Annotated in this window: 10 protein-coding genes; all 10 read left to right on the forward strand. The window is 33.5% G+C overall.

Annotated elements, in window-relative coordinates:
• Positions 1-389 precede the first annotated feature (389 nt).
• The 10 genes from JG776_RS05605 to rlmD all read left to right on the forward strand — a co-directional run bounded on the left by JG776_RS05605 (position 390) and on the right by rlmD (position 14,869).
• Positions 390-1,127, forward strand: coding sequence for a PHP domain-containing protein (locus JG776_RS05605; protein WP_291965476.1), 738 nt, complete (start codon positions 390-392; stop codon positions 1,125-1,127).
• 15 nt (positions 1,128-1,142) lie between these two features.
• Positions 1,143-2,018 carry an RNase adapter RapZ gene (gene rapZ, locus JG776_RS05610; RefSeq protein WP_291965478.1) on the forward strand — a complete coding sequence of 292 codons (876 nt, stop codon included), beginning with the start codon at positions 1,143-1,145 and terminating at the stop codon, positions 2,016-2,018.
• Positions 2,018-3,331: a YvcK family protein gene (locus tag JG776_RS05615; protein WP_291965480.1), complete on the forward strand. Its 1,314-nt coding sequence runs from the start codon at positions 2,018-2,020 to the stop codon at positions 3,329-3,331. Before rapZ ends, JG776_RS05615 begins: the two co-directional genes overlap by 1 nt.
• A gap of 8 nt (positions 3,332-3,339) precedes the next feature.
• On the forward strand, positions 3,340-4,290 hold the full coding sequence (whiA, locus tag JG776_RS05620; protein WP_291965482.1) for a DNA-binding protein WhiA: 951 nt from the start codon (positions 3,340-3,342) through the stop codon (positions 4,288-4,290).
• Between the two features lie 66 nt (positions 4,291-4,356).
• A complete protein-coding gene (locus JG776_RS05625) occupies positions 4,357-5,667 on the forward strand; it encodes a DRTGG domain-containing protein (RefSeq protein ID WP_027307625.1) in 1,311 nt (436 codons plus the stop codon).
• A gap of 11 nt (positions 5,668-5,678) precedes the next feature.
• A complete protein-coding gene (locus JG776_RS05630; RefSeq protein WP_291965484.1) occupies positions 5,679-9,149 on the forward strand; it encodes a DNA polymerase III subunit alpha in 3,471 nt (1,156 codons plus the stop codon).
• A gap of 357 nt (positions 9,150-9,506) precedes the next feature.
• Positions 9,507-10,475 carry a 6-phosphofructokinase gene (gene pfkA / locus JG776_RS05635; protein ID WP_291965486.1) on the forward strand — a complete coding sequence of 323 codons (969 nt, stop codon included), beginning with the start codon at positions 9,507-9,509 and terminating at the stop codon, positions 10,473-10,475.
• 17 nt (positions 10,476-10,492) lie between these two features.
• Positions 10,493-12,247, forward strand: coding sequence for a pyruvate kinase (gene pyk / locus JG776_RS05640; protein WP_291965488.1), 1,755 nt, complete (start codon positions 10,493-10,495; stop codon positions 12,245-12,247).
• A gap of 104 nt (positions 12,248-12,351) precedes the next feature.
• Positions 12,352-13,356, forward strand: coding sequence for an aldo/keto reductase (locus JG776_RS05645; RefSeq protein ID WP_291965490.1), 1,005 nt, complete (start codon positions 12,352-12,354; stop codon positions 13,354-13,356).
• Between the two features lie 139 nt (positions 13,357-13,495).
• Entirely contained in the window at positions 13,496-14,869 is a 1,374-nt protein-coding gene (gene rlmD / locus JG776_RS05650) for a 23S rRNA (uracil(1939)-C(5))-methyltransferase RlmD (protein ID WP_291965493.1), read from the forward strand.
• Positions 14,870-14,906 lie beyond the last annotated feature (37 nt).

The raw sequence follows: 14,906 nt of genomic DNA on the forward strand, positions 1-14,906 counted from the left end.
TGGATTGAGGGATAATTTTATGATTGAGAAAGACATAATATGTTGGACAAATAAATATTAAAATTAAACCAATATATACAATAATTCAATTTGTTACTATATATAATGCTAAGGTGATTACACAAAAATTAATTTATGTATTATTAAGATAGAGAGATGACCTATGCTAATTGTTGCACAGTTTTAGCTTTTAGGGAGTATTTTAAATTAATAGATGCTAAAATAAGTAACCGTCCCCAAAGTCACCCAAAGTCACCCAAAGTCACCCAAACTCAATGTGAAGGTAACATTAGGGTTGAAAAATAAGTAACCGTCCCTATTGTTAATAATGCTATAATTAAAATTATATGATAAAATAATTTAAAATCCCAAACCAAGGAGTGATACATATGATAAAGATTTTTGGCGACTACCATACACATACAATATATAGCCACGGTAAAGGTACAATAGAGGAAAATGTTGTTGCAGCGATTAATAAAGGACTAAAGGAAATTGTAATATCGGATCACGGTCCTGGTCATATGTTTTTCGGTGTAAACTATAAAAAATTAAAGAAGATGAGGGCAGAAATAGATAAGTTAAACGAAAAATACAAGGATAAAATAAAAATCTATTTAGGTGTTGAGGCGAATATTATAAGTACTGAAGGAGATATAGATGTAACCGAAAAAGAATTAAAACTTCTTGATAAGATTTTAGTTGGTTTTCATAATGGTGCAAAACTAAAATCATTAAAGGATTTTTATATACTATATATTAAAAACAAAATGGCAAAGTATAATAAGAAGTTAAGAGAAGAGTGTAGAAGAACAAATACTCATGCGTTAATAAAAGCAATAAACAAGTATAAAATAGATATAATTACTCACCCAGGTGCAAAAGTTGATATTGATACAAGAGAACTTGCGAAGGCAGCGGTAAAAAGAGGAACAGCTCTTGAAATTAATTCAAGTCATAGATTTTTAACGTTAGATTATGTTAAAATAGCAATGGAAGAGGGAGTTATGTTTTCAATAGACAGCGATGCTCACAAACCTGAAGATGTTGGTAACTTTGATTGGGCATTAAATGTTGCAAAACAGGCAAATCTTCCACCAACAAGAATAATTAATGCAGAAAAATAATTAAGGAGGTCAATTATGCAGTTTGTTATTGTTACAGGTTTATCAGGTGCTGGAAAAACTCAAACTATAAGGTGTTTAGAGGATATAGGATTTTTTTGTATAGATAATTTACCACCAGCACTTATTCCAAAGTTTGCAGAATTATGCTATCAATCAAAGGGAAAGATTGATAGAATAGCAATAGTTGTTGATATTAGAGGTAGAAATTTCTTTGATAACATATTTGTAGGATTAAAATCCCTTGAAGATATGGGACTAAAATATGAAATATTATTCCTTGATGCACAGGATGATGTTTTAATAAAAAGATTTAAAGAATCAAGAAGAAGTCATCCACTTTCATCAGGAAAAAGAATTGAAGATGCAATTCTTGAAGAAAGAAAAAAGCTTGAGGATATAAAATCAAAGGCAAGCCATATTATAGATACTTCAAGGCTTACAGTAAGACAGCTAAAGGAAGAGATAAACAAGATTTATATTATGGGTGAAAAATTTGAAAGTCTAATCATAACAGTTACTTCCTTTGGTTTTAAATATGGAATTCCACTTGACTGTGATCTTGTGTTTGATGTAAGATTTATTCCTAATCCCTATTATATAGATGAACTAAAAAGACAATCAGGTATAGATAAGGAAGTTTACGACTATGTTTTTAAATGGGATGAGACAAATAAATTTGTTGAAAAGACAACCGACCTTTTAGAATTTTTAATACCAAACTATATAAGAGAAGGAAAATCCCAACTTGTTATTGGAATAGGATGTACAGGTGGAAGACATCGTTCCGTTGCAATAGCAAATAAAATTTATGAAAATCTAAAAAATAATAACCATACTGTACTTATATCGCATAGAGATATAACAAAGGATTTAGCGGGGGATGGAAAGTAATGATGATATTTGAATGGTTTAGGCCGGGTCTTAACATCAAAAGATGGATTTTGATGGGATTTTGTGGTCTTTTGCTATTTATTTTAGGTATTTCAAAAATTTTATTTAGAGGTTTAATATATGATTCCTATTTTGTTTTGTTTATATATATATTAATTATCGGAATAATACTAATGTATGCCTCTATAAAATTGGCCTTTAAAAATTTTATGGAGATTATAACAGGTATATCAGTAAACAAAGAAACTGTTTCAAATAAATTTTTTGAACAGAGAATGCAGGTAAGAGGCCCTAAAATCGTTGCGATAGGTGGAGGAACAGGTCTTTCAACAATGCTTAGAGGTCTTAAGGAATATACCACAAACATAACTGCAATAGTTACAGTTGCAGATGATGGTGGAGGTTCTGGAAAGTTAAGAAGAACATTAGGAATGCTTCCACCAGGTGATATAAGAAACTGCCTTGTTGCACTTGCACATACCGAGCCCCTAATGGAAGAACTTATGCAGTATAGGTTTACAGATGGAGATCTTAAGGGACAAAGTTTTGGAAATCTTTTTATAGCAGCAATGAATGGTATTTCGAATAATTTTGAAGATGCTATAAAGAAGATGAGTGATGTTCTTGTAGTTCAAGGAAAGGTTTATCCTGTTACATTAACGGATGTTACATTATGTGCAAAGCTGAAAAATGGTGAGATAGTAAAAGGTGAATCCGTCATTCCGGAGGTTTGCTATGAAAAAAAACAGCAAATAGATTATATTTTTCTTGAACCTGAGGATGCAAAACCTTTAGATGAAGCAATATCAGCCATTGAAGATGCTGATTGTATAATTATAGGTCCAGGAAGCCTTTATACAAGTATAATGCCAAACCTTGTAATAAAAGAGGTTGCAGAGGCAGTGAAAAAATCAAAGGCTATAAAGGTTTATATTTCAAATATAATGACTCAGCTTGGCGAAACAGAAGGATATAAACTATCCGACCATCTAAATGCAATTGAAAAGCACTGTGGTGGAAAGTTTATAAACTTTATAATAGCAAATAATGGTAAAATACCAGAGGAGTATTTTAAAAAGTATAAAGAGGACGGACAAGAAGTTGTTGAAAATGACGTTGAAAATATTAGGGATACAGTTGATATAATATTTAAAGACCTTGTTTATATTAATGAAAATGGCCTTTTAAGACACAATACAAAGGTATTGGCAAAAACAATAATGGAGCTTATTATAAAATACATTTTCCCTAACGATAGAAGAAGAGTATTAGATTATTATTATTTAAGCGAGAGACTAAAGAACAAAAGGTAGGTGATATAATGTCCTTTTCGTCGGTTGCAAAAAGTGAACTATGCAGAATTCAAGACGAAAAGAGTTGCTGTCAGCTGGCGGAACTTTCTGCAATAATGAAAATGAGTGGAACAATTCAAATAAATGGTAAGAATGGACTTGGTTTAAGGGTTTCAACAGAAAACCCTGCCATTGCAAGAAGGATTTTTTCACTTTTAAAAAATATATTTGGTGTTCATACAGACATAATGGTAAAAAAGAACAGTACATTCAAAAAAAATAACATCTATATGCTTTTAATAACACCTGAGATGGGGGCAAAGGACATATTATTAAAAACAGGGATACTAAAGCAGCACTCGGATGGTACCTTAGGTATTTACCATAAAATTCATTCTGAGATTATAAAAAAATCCTGCTGTAGACGTGCGTATGTAAGAGGAGCTTTTTTAGGTGGTGGTTCAATTAGCAATCCTGAAAAGACATACCATCTTGAGTTTGTTACAAATTCCCTTGAATATGCTGAAGATTTAATGAAACTAATAAACTCATATAACCTAACATCAAAGGTAATCCAGAGAAAGAGTAATTTTGTTGTTTATTTAAAAGAAGGTGAACAGATTATTGACCTTTTAAATATAATTGGTGCACATAATGCACTTTTAGAGCTTGAAAATGTTAGAATATATAAAGAGATGAGAAATAATGTTAATAGGCTTGTAAACTGTGAAACAGCAAACCTTAATAAGACTGTTGATGCGGCTGTAAGACAAATAGAATCTATTAATTTTATAAAGGAAAAGGTAGGTTTAAAAAAGCTTCCACCAAATTTAAGGGAGATTGCAGAGCTTAGATTAAACTTTCCTGATGTATCCTTAAAGGAACTTGGGCAGATGTTAAATCCTCCTATTGGCAAGTCAGGTGTAAATCATCGATTAAGAAAAATAGAAAAAATCGCAGAAGAATTAAAAGATTCCTAAGGGCTATGTTTAAAGCCCTTTTTTTGATATAATTATTATTAAGACTTAAGGTTAGGGAGTGGAGCTATGTCAAAACACGAGGAGATTATAAAATACATTCAAAGTCTTAAGGTGGGTACTAAAATTTCTGTAAGATCAATAGCAAACGCTTTGGATGTAAGTGATGGAACTGCATATAGAGCTATAAAGGATGCAGAAACATTGGGAATTGTAAGTACAATACCAAGAGTTGGAACTGTTAGAATTGAAAAAGTAGAAAAAAAGAACATAGAAAACTTAACCTATGCAGAGGTTGTAAACATAGTTGAAGGTTCGGTACTTGGGGGAAAGGATGGTCTTCATAAAACATTAAATAAATTTGTTATAGGTGCTATGACTCTTGAGATAATGAAAAAATATATATCTCCAGGTAATCTTTTAATTGTTGGTAATAGAGAAGAGGCACAGAGACTTGCTCTTGAAAAAGATTGTGCTGTTTTGATTACAGGTGGATTTACTTGTTCTGATGAAATAAAGCAGCTTGCAAACAAAAAAGGACTTCCTATTATTTCATCAACCTACGACACCTTTACAACAGCTTCAATGATAAATAAGGCAATATCAGAAAACCTAATAAAAAAGGATATAATACTTGTTGAAGATATAATGAAGACAGAGATATCCTACATCAATGTTAACTCTACTATAAAGGAACTTAAGGAAAAAATGCTCATAACAAAGCACGGTAAGTTCCCTGTTGTAGATGATTTTAATAAGGTTGTAGGTATAATAACAATAAAAGACATAAAGCTTGATGCAGAAGATGATGACCCAGTTGGTAGATATATGACAAAGGAACCTATTACTGTAACACCAAAAACTTCTGTTGCCTACGTTGCACATATAATTGTTTGGGAGGGGATTGAATTAATTCCTGTTGTTGAGAATAAGCAACTTGTTGGTGTGGTAAGTAGGCACGATGTTATAAAGGCACTGCAGTATGTTAACAGACAACCACAGGTTGGACAAACAATAGATGATTTAGTATTAAAGAACTTTACTTGTATAAATACAGAAAAGGGGATGAAATTTACAGGAAAAATAATACCAGAGATGTTAAATCCAATAGGTACAGCAAGCTGGAACGCTCTAACTTTAGTTATGTCAACGGTAGGAACCATAGCACTAAGGCAGAGAAATCATCTAAATATTGCAGTTGACTCCTTTTCTGTTTTTTATGTAAAGCCAGTTCAGGTAGATTCGGTTGTTACTATAAATACAACGATAATAGATATGGGAAGACATTATTCAAAAGTAGAAATTGAGATGTATAATGAAAATGAAAAGGAACTTATAGGGAAGGCAATCCTTAGTGCAAAAATACTAAAGAAAAATTGATGGAGGTTAATATGTCGGGTTTTGTTCACCTACACGTCCATACAGAATACAGCCTTCTTGATGGTTCAGCAAAGATAAATAAATTGGTAAAAAAGGCAAGGGAACTTAATATGAATGCCCTTGCCATTACTGACCACGGCAGTATGTATGGAGTAATAGAATTCTATAAAAAATGTAAAGAGAACAACATAAAGCCAATTATAGGCTGTGAAGTATATGTTGCACCAAGGGGACGCTATAGAAAAGAAGGCAGTATTGATGCAGAAAATTATCACTTGGTCCTTCTTGCTAAAACAAATGAAGGCTACAAGAATTTGATGAAGATAGTTTCTTCTGCTTTTATAGACGGTTTTTACTATAAGCCAAGGGCAGATTATGAACTTTTAAGGGAAAATAGTGGAGACTTAATTGCCCTAAGTGCCTGCTTAGGAGGAGAGATACAATCTCTACTTTTAAAGGGTGATTATGATTTAGCAAGGGAGAAGGCACTTTTATATAACGAAATATTTGGTCAAGGGAATTTCTATCTTGAACTTCAAAACCACGGCTTTGATGAACAGAAAAAAGTAAATGAGTTTCTTGTAAAGTTGTCTAAGGAAACAGGAATTCCCTTAGTTGCAACAAATGACGTCCATTATGTTGAAAGGGAGGATGCAAAGGCCCACGAAATACTTCTCTGCATACAAACGGGTAAAACAATAGATGATGAAGATAGGATGAGTTTTGAGGTAGATGAATTCTATCTTAAATCAATAGAAGAGATGCAGGAGATATTTAAGGACTATCAAGAGGCCCTTTCAAACACATTAAAGATTGCAGATGAATGCAATGTTGAGTTTGAGTTTAATGTTACTAAACTTCCAAAGTTTGAAACACCAGATGGGATTCCATCAAATGAATATCTTAGAAAGCTTTGTTTTGAAGGGTTATATGAAAAATATAGTAACGTGTCTCAGGATATTATTGATAGATTAGAATATGAGCTTTCAGTAATAGAAAAGATGGGGTATGTTGATTACTTTTTAATAGTTTGGGATTTTATAAAGTTTGCAAAGGATAATAACATAATAACAGGACCTGGGCGTGGTTCTGCAGCAGGTTCAATTGTTGCTTATACATTAGGCATAACAAAGATAGATCCAATAAAGTACAACCTGCTATTTGAAAGATTTTTAAATCCAGAAAGAGTAAGTATGCCCGATATCGATTCTGATTTTTGCTATGAAAGAAGACAAGAGGTTATTGACTATGTTGTTAGAAAATATGGTCAGGATAGGGTTGCTCAAATAATAACCTTTGGTACGATGGCGGCAAGGGCTGTAATTAGGGATGTTGGAAGAGCACTTAACTATCCCTATGCAGAGGTTGATAGAATAGCTAAAATGATTCCTATGGAGCTTAATATAACTATAGATAGGGCTCTTGAGTTAAACCCTGAACTTAGACAAGAATATGAAAACAATGAAAGAATAAGATATCTAATTGATATATCAAAATCACTTGAGGGGCTTCCAAGACACTCCTCTACCCACGCAGCAGGTGTTGTTATAGCATCAGCTCCACTTGTTGAGTTTGTTCCTCTTTCTAAAAACGATGAAGCAGTTGTAACACAGTTTCCTATGACAATACTTGAGGAACTTGGCCTTTTAAAGATGGATTTTTTAGGCCTCAGAACTCTTACAGTTATTAGGGATACAATTGATTTAATTAAGAAACATAGAGGAATAGATATCGACTTAGATAAACTAACCTATGATGACAAGGAAGTATTTGAACTTATAAGCCAAGGCAACACAGAGGGAGTATTCCAGCTTGAATCAACAGGAATGACAAACTTTATGAAGGAACTTAAACCAAACTCCCTTGAAGATATAATAGCTGGTATATCCCTATACAGACCTGGGCCTATGGATCAAATTCCAACATATATCAAAAATAAAAATAATCCAGATAACATTGAATACCTTGATGAAAAACTAAAGCCTATTCTTGATGTAACGTATGGCTGTATGGTTTATCAAGAACAGGTAATGCAGATAGTTAGAGATATAGCAGGGTATTCATTAGGTAGGTCAGACCTTGTTCGACGTGCAATGGCAAAGAAAAAGCACGATGTAATGCTAAAGGAAAGGCAAAACTTTATATATGGACTTGATGATGAAGATGGGAACATGCTTGTAAAGGGTGCAGTAAGAAACGGTGTAAGTGAAGAGGTTGCTAACAAGATATTTGACCTTATGATTGACTTTGCAAGCTATGCCTTCAATAAGTCCCACGCAGCAGCCTATGCGGTTGTAGCATACCAAACAGCATATTTAAAGAAATATTATCCAGTAGAGTTTATGACAGCCCTCATTACAAGTGTTGTTGGAAATAACGATAAAGTAGCCTTTTACATTCAAGCTTGCAAAAAGATGGGTATTGAGGTTTTACCACCTGATGTAAATGAAAGTGATTACTCCTTTACTGTAATAGGCAATAAAATAAGATTTGGACTTGGGGCAATAAAGAATGTTGGACGTGGTGCTGTTGAGGCAATAAAGGAGGCAAGAATAAAAAAAGGTGTCTTTACAGGGTTTGTTGATTTCTGCTATAAAGTAAACCTGTCTGAAGTGAATAAGAAGGCAGTTGAAAGTATGATTAAGGCAGGTGCCTTTGACTCATTAAAAATAAGAAGATCACAACTTATGGCTTCCTTTGAAAGAATAATGGATGCTGTTGCAAGTGAAAAGAGGAAAACAATTGATGGACAGATGTCCCTGTTTGGTCTTGATATGCAAAATCAAAATACTGTAAAGGAAGAATATGATAATATTAAAGAGTTTGACAAAAAACATCTTCTTGCTATGGAAAAGGAGATGATGGGGCTTTATATAAGTGGACATCCACTTGACGAGTTTAAAAAGGAAATAGAGCTTCTTGCAACAACTAAAATATCGGATATAGTAAGTATCGATGATGGAGAAGTAGCAATTGAACATAAGGTTAAAGATGGGGAAAAGGTCATTATTGCAGGGATAATAACATCAGTAAATATAAAGGCTACAAGAAACAATGATATGATGGCATTTATAACAGTTCAAGATTTATACAGCAGTGTAGAAGTTTTAGTGTTTCCTAAAATATATCAAAGGTCAAATAAAAATATTTTAGAGGATAATATAGTATTGATTAAGGGAAGAATAAGTATTAAAGAAGATGAACAGCCAAAGGTAATTGCAGATGAAATAGAGCCTTTAAGAAATACCGAATTTAAAATAAATAAGGTGTATATAAGATTAAATGAAGAGAGCTGGAACAAGGAGATTGAGGAGCTAAAACCAATATTAAAAAAACATAGTGGAAATAATCCTGTGTATGTTGTTTTAAGCAATTCAAAAAAGATGTTTCAGGCATCAAGAGAACTTTGGGTTGATTTAACAAAGGAGTTAATGGAGGAGCTTACAAATAAAATTGGTGCCGAAAACATAAAAATCTCGTAAATTTCTTTGACAAAATCATAGGGACAATATAAAATTTAACTTGTCCCTATGATTTTTTAAATAAAATAAATAAAAAAAATTAACGATTTTTATATTGATTTTATTTGACAAATTTTTTAAAATTAACTTGTTAGATTTTTGATGACAATTGAATAAATATTAAATTTTAGTTGCATTTTAATTTATAAAAACATTTTAGTGGACACGAATAATAGGAATGGACAAGATACATATTATAATTAATACAGTTTTTGAATTATCCTTTTACCAGTTCTTCTTGGTAAATTGTATGATAATATTTTTTATAACAAGAGTGGGACATAGCTTGTCCCTATGGACAAAAAAGGAGGTAATAAAATGAGAACAATAGGAGTATTAACAAGTGGCGGAGACGCACCAGGTATGAACGCGGCTATTCGCGCAGTTGTTAGAACAGGTATAGCAAATGGCTTAAGAGTTATGGGAATACAAAGAGGATACAGCGGACTTATGAATGGAGAAATATTTGAAATGACGAGATCAAGCGTTTCAGATATTATCCAAAGAGGTGGAACAATCCTTAAGTCTGCAAGAAGTACAGAGTTTAGAACACCAGAGGGAAGAAAGAAGGCCTACAACGTACTTAAGGTATTTGGTATAGAAGGTTTAGTTGTTATTGGTGGAGATGGTTCCTTCACAGGAGCAAAACTTCTATCAGATGAGTGGGATATAAAGACAGTAGGAATCCCAGGAACTATAGATAATGACCTTGCATACACAGATTATACAATAGGTTTTGATACAGCAGTTAACACTGTACTTGATGCTATAAACAAGCTAAGAGATACATCAACTTCCCACGAAAGAGTAAGTGTTGTTGAAGTTATGGGAAGACACTGTGGAGATATTGCACTATATGCAGGACTTGCAGGTGGAGCAGAGAGCATAATAATTCCTGAAGAAGATTATAATTTTGATGAACTTTGTAAAACTATAATTGAAGGCAAAGTTAAAGGAAAGTTACACAACCTAATTCTTCTTGCTGAAGGTATAGGTGGTGCAGAAGACCTTGCAAAGAAGATAGAAGAGGTTACAGGAATTGAATCAAGAGCAACAGTTCTTGGACACATTCAAAGAGGTGGAAGCCCAACAGCCTTTGATAGAATATTAGCTTCAAGACTTGGAGCAAGAGCAGTAGAACTTCTACTTGAAGGAAAGTCAAAGAGGGTTGTTGGTATAAGAGACAACAAGATTGTAGATTTTGATATAACTGAGGCTCTTGAAATGGAAAAAAGAAGAGATGACCATAAGAAGCTTTATGAACTATCTAAAATATTAGGATATTAATTAAAAGGAGTGAAATTATGAGAAAGACAAAAATAGTATGTACAATAGGGCCTGCAAGCGAAAAGGAAGAAGTTTTAAGAAAACTTATTGAAAGTGGAATGAATGTAGCAAGACTTAACTTCTCACACGGTTCCCACGAAGAACACAGTGCAAGAATAGAAACAATAAAGAAGTTAAGAAAGGAACTTAATAAGCCTGTTGCAATACTACTTGATACAAAGGGACCAGAAATAAGAACAGGTACATTTAAGGATAAAAAGATTGAGCTTGTTGAAGGACAAAGCTTTATAATAACAACAAGACAAGTTGAAGGAGATAATACAATCTGTTCTGTTTCATACGACAAGCTACACGAAGATGTAAAACCTGGAGATACAATACTAATAGATGATGGTCTTGTAGGACTTAAAGTTGAAAAGATAGAAGGACAAGACATTCACTGTACAGTTCAAAACAGTGGACCTGTTAGCAACTACAAGGGAGTTAATGTACCAAATGTTAAGATAAACCTTCCAGCTCTTACAGAAAAGGATATAGCAGACCTTAAGTTTGGTATAGAACAAGGTGTAGATATAATAGCTGCTTCATTCGTTAGAAAGCCACAAGACGTTATAGCAATTAGAAAGGTTCTTGAAAAGAACGGAGGAGAAGGAATACTTATAATATCAAAAATAGAAAATCAAGAAGGTGTTGACAACATAGATGAAATCCTAAAGCTATCAGACGGTATAATGGTAGCAAGAGGAGACCTTGGTGTTGAAATTCCTACAGAAGAAGTTCCACTTGTTCAAAAGATGATTATAGAAAAGTGTAACAAGGCTGGTAAGCCAGTTATAACTGCAACACAAATGCTTGACTCAATGATGAGAAATCCAAGACCAACAAGAGCAGAAGCAAGTGACGTGGCAAATGCAATATTTGACGGAACAGATGCTATAATGCTAAGTGGTGAAACTGCAAATGGTAAGTATCCAATCGAAGCAGTTACAACAATGGCAAGAATAGCAGAAAAGGCAGAAAGTGCTCTTAACTATCAAGTGGTACTTGAAAAGAGAAGAGCATACCATAAAAATTCAGTTCCTGATGCTATAAGCCTTGCAACAGTTACTGCGGCTACTGAACTTAATGCTTCAGCAGTAATTACTGCAACTCAATCAGGAAGCACAGCAAAGATGGTATCAAAATATAGACCAAAGTGTCCAATTATAGCAGTTACTCCATATGAAGAAGTGGCAAGAAAGCTTGCAGTTTCTTGGGGTGTATTCCCAGTTATTACAGAAAAGGTTGAAACTACTGATGAATTAATAGAAAAGTCAGTTCAAGAGGCTCTAAACAACGGATATGTTAAGAAGGGAGACCTTGTTGTTGTAGCAGCAGGTGTTCCAGTTGGATATACAGGAACAACTAACCTAATGAAGGTACATATAGTTGGGGATGTACTTGTTAAAGGAAAAGGAATGGGTAACTCAACATATGGAACAGCTTGCGTTGTAACAGATATGTCAAAGCTTGAGGAACAATTAAATGAAGGTGACATATTAGTTGTTAGAAATATAGAAAAGGAACAACTTCCAATCATTATGGATAGAGTAAGTGGTGTAGTTGCAGAAGAAGGAGGACTTACATCACACGTTGCAGTAGAATGTATAAACGCAGGAATTCCTGTTATAGTTGGTGCAGAGGGTGCAACAGAAATAATAAAGTCAGGCACACTTGTTACTATAGACCCAAGAAATGGTATGGTATACAGTGGAAAAGCTAATGTAATGTAAAAAAGTTAGGCCCTATGGCCTAACTTTATCATAAGTTTACCTCCTTAAGCCCTTTCAATAGGGCTTATTTTAATTTATAATAAACATAGAGGGGGTAGGCTTATATGAATAAGAGAAGATTAGGTAAAACAAACATAATGGTCTCTGAAGTTGGTTTTGGAGGAATTCCTATTCAAAGAATAACCCAAAGAGAAGCAGAGAAAGTTATAAAATTTGCTGTTGAAGGTGGTATAAACTTTATAGATACAGCAAGAGGATATGGAGTTAGTGAAGAATACATAGGCAATGCACTTTTAGGAATAAGAGAAAAAGTTTATATTGCAACAAAATCAATGGCAAGAACTAAGGATGCAATGAAGGAGGATATTGAAAGGAGCCTTAAAAATTTAAGGACAGACTACATAGACCTTTATCAGCTTCATAACGTAAAGGATGAAGAAACCCTAAAGCAAGTAATGACGGAGGGTGGAGCCCTTGAGGCACTACTTGAAGCTAAAAGGAATAGGAAGATATTACACATTGGTATAACCTCCCATAGCCTTGATTTATTAAAAAAGATATTAGAGTATGATGTATTTGAAACTATTATGTACCCCTACAACATAGTAGAGGACCAAGCAGAGGAGTTATTCGAAGAGGCAAACAGAAGGGATATAGGAGTAATAGCAATGAAGCCTTTAGCAGGTGGGGCATTTGAGGATGGTGAACTTGCAATATCCTATATACTAAACAACAAAAATATATCAACTGTTATACCAGGTATGGATAGCATTGAACATGTAAAACAAAATATATCAGCTGTAGATATAGAATTTAATGATGAAATGATGAAAAAGTGTAAGGAAATAAAGGAAAAATATACTCAAAGCTTTTGCAGAAGATGTGGATATTGTATGCCCTGTCCTCAAGGAATAGATATACCTTTCTCCTTTATTTTGAAGGGTTATTATGATAGATATGATTTAAAGGATTGGGCAACAGAAAGATATACCGCAATGAAAAAACACGCCTCTGACTGCATAAAGTGTGGTTTATGTGAAACAAAGTGTCCATATAATTTAAAAATAAGGGATATGCTAAGAGAGGTAGTTGAAAGTTTTGGATTTTGATGTATAATAATAAGATTAATTGTAAATAATTAAAATAGAAAATTAGCGGGGGCTTAATTCTACACCATTTCACACCTTCAAGGTGTGTTTTTTTTATAGTATAATGTTGTATTGGTATCAAAAATATAAAGGATAGGTGATGAAGTTGAAGAATATACCTGTTGAAAAGAACAAGGATTATATAGTTAATATCACAGGAATGGGATTTCAGGGAGAAGGAGTAGGAAGAGTTGAAGATTATACACTTTTTATTGAAGGTGCAATAGAGGGAGAAGAAGTAAAGGTAAAGGCTGTGAAGACACAAAAAAACTTTGGGTTTGGTAAACTTTTAGAGGTTATTAAACCATCAGAATACAGAACTACTCCAATATGTCCTGTATATAAAAGATGTGGAGGATGCCAGATACAGCATCTAACCTATGAAGGACAGCTAAACTTTAAGAAAAACAGAGTGAAGGACTGCATTGAAAGGATAGGAAAATTAGAGGGAGTTACTATACATAATACATTGGGTATGAAAAATCCATATAGATATAGAAACAAGGTACAGCTACCTGTTGGTGAAAAAGATGGAGAGGTTGTTATTGGTTTCTTTGCTCCAAGAACCCACGTCATAATAGATATTGAAACTTGCTATATACAGGATGAAGTAGCAGATAAGGTTATTAGAATCACTAAAGATTGGATAAAAGAATATAAGGTAGAACCATACAATGAGCAAACAAAAGATGGACTAATAAGGCACATAATGGTAAGACAAGGCTTTAAAACGGGTGATGTGATGGTGGTTCTTGTTTCAAGAAAAAAACAAGTTCCATATTTAGATGAGTTTGTTGAAATGATAAGAAAAAACATAGAAAACATAAAGAGCATTGTTTTAAATATAAATCCAAAGGATACAAACGTTATATTAGGCGAAGAGTGTATAACACTTTATGGGCAGGATTATATAACTGATTATATAGGAGAGTTTAGGTTTAATATTTCTCCTCTTTCCTTCTTTCAAGTAAATCCTGTTCAAACAGAGGTTTTATATAACAAGGCACTCGAATATGCGAATTTAACTGGTGAAGAAGTAGTTTTTGATGCCTACTGCGGTACAGGTACAATTTCATTATTTTTAGCCAAGAAGGCTAAAAAGGTATATGGTGTTGAAATTGTGCCACAGGCAATAGAAAATGCTTGGGAAAATGCAAAACAAAATAATGTGGGAAATGTTGAATTTATTGTTGGTGAGTCAGAAAATGTAATTCCTAAACTAATAGAAGAGGGAATTAAAGCAGATGTAATTGTAGTTGACCCACCAAGAAAGGGGTGCGAAAAGACTCTTCTTGAGGCTATAGCAAAGAGTAATCCTAAGAGGATTGTTTATGTTTCCTGTGATCCTGCAACGCTTGCAAGGGATTTAGCAATCCTAAATGATTTTGAATATAAGACAAAGGAAGTTCAACCAGTTGATATGTTTCCACAAACTGCACACGTGGAGTGTGTAGCGTTGATAGAGAAGAAATAGCTTAAAATAAAGAATCAGGGGCAATTTGCCCCTTTTT

This window comes from Caloramator sp., from assembly GCF_020054765.1.
In the GTDB taxonomy this organism is placed as follows: domain Bacteria; phylum Bacillota; class Clostridia; order Clostridiales; family Caloramatoraceae; genus Thermobrachium; species Thermobrachium proteoclasticum.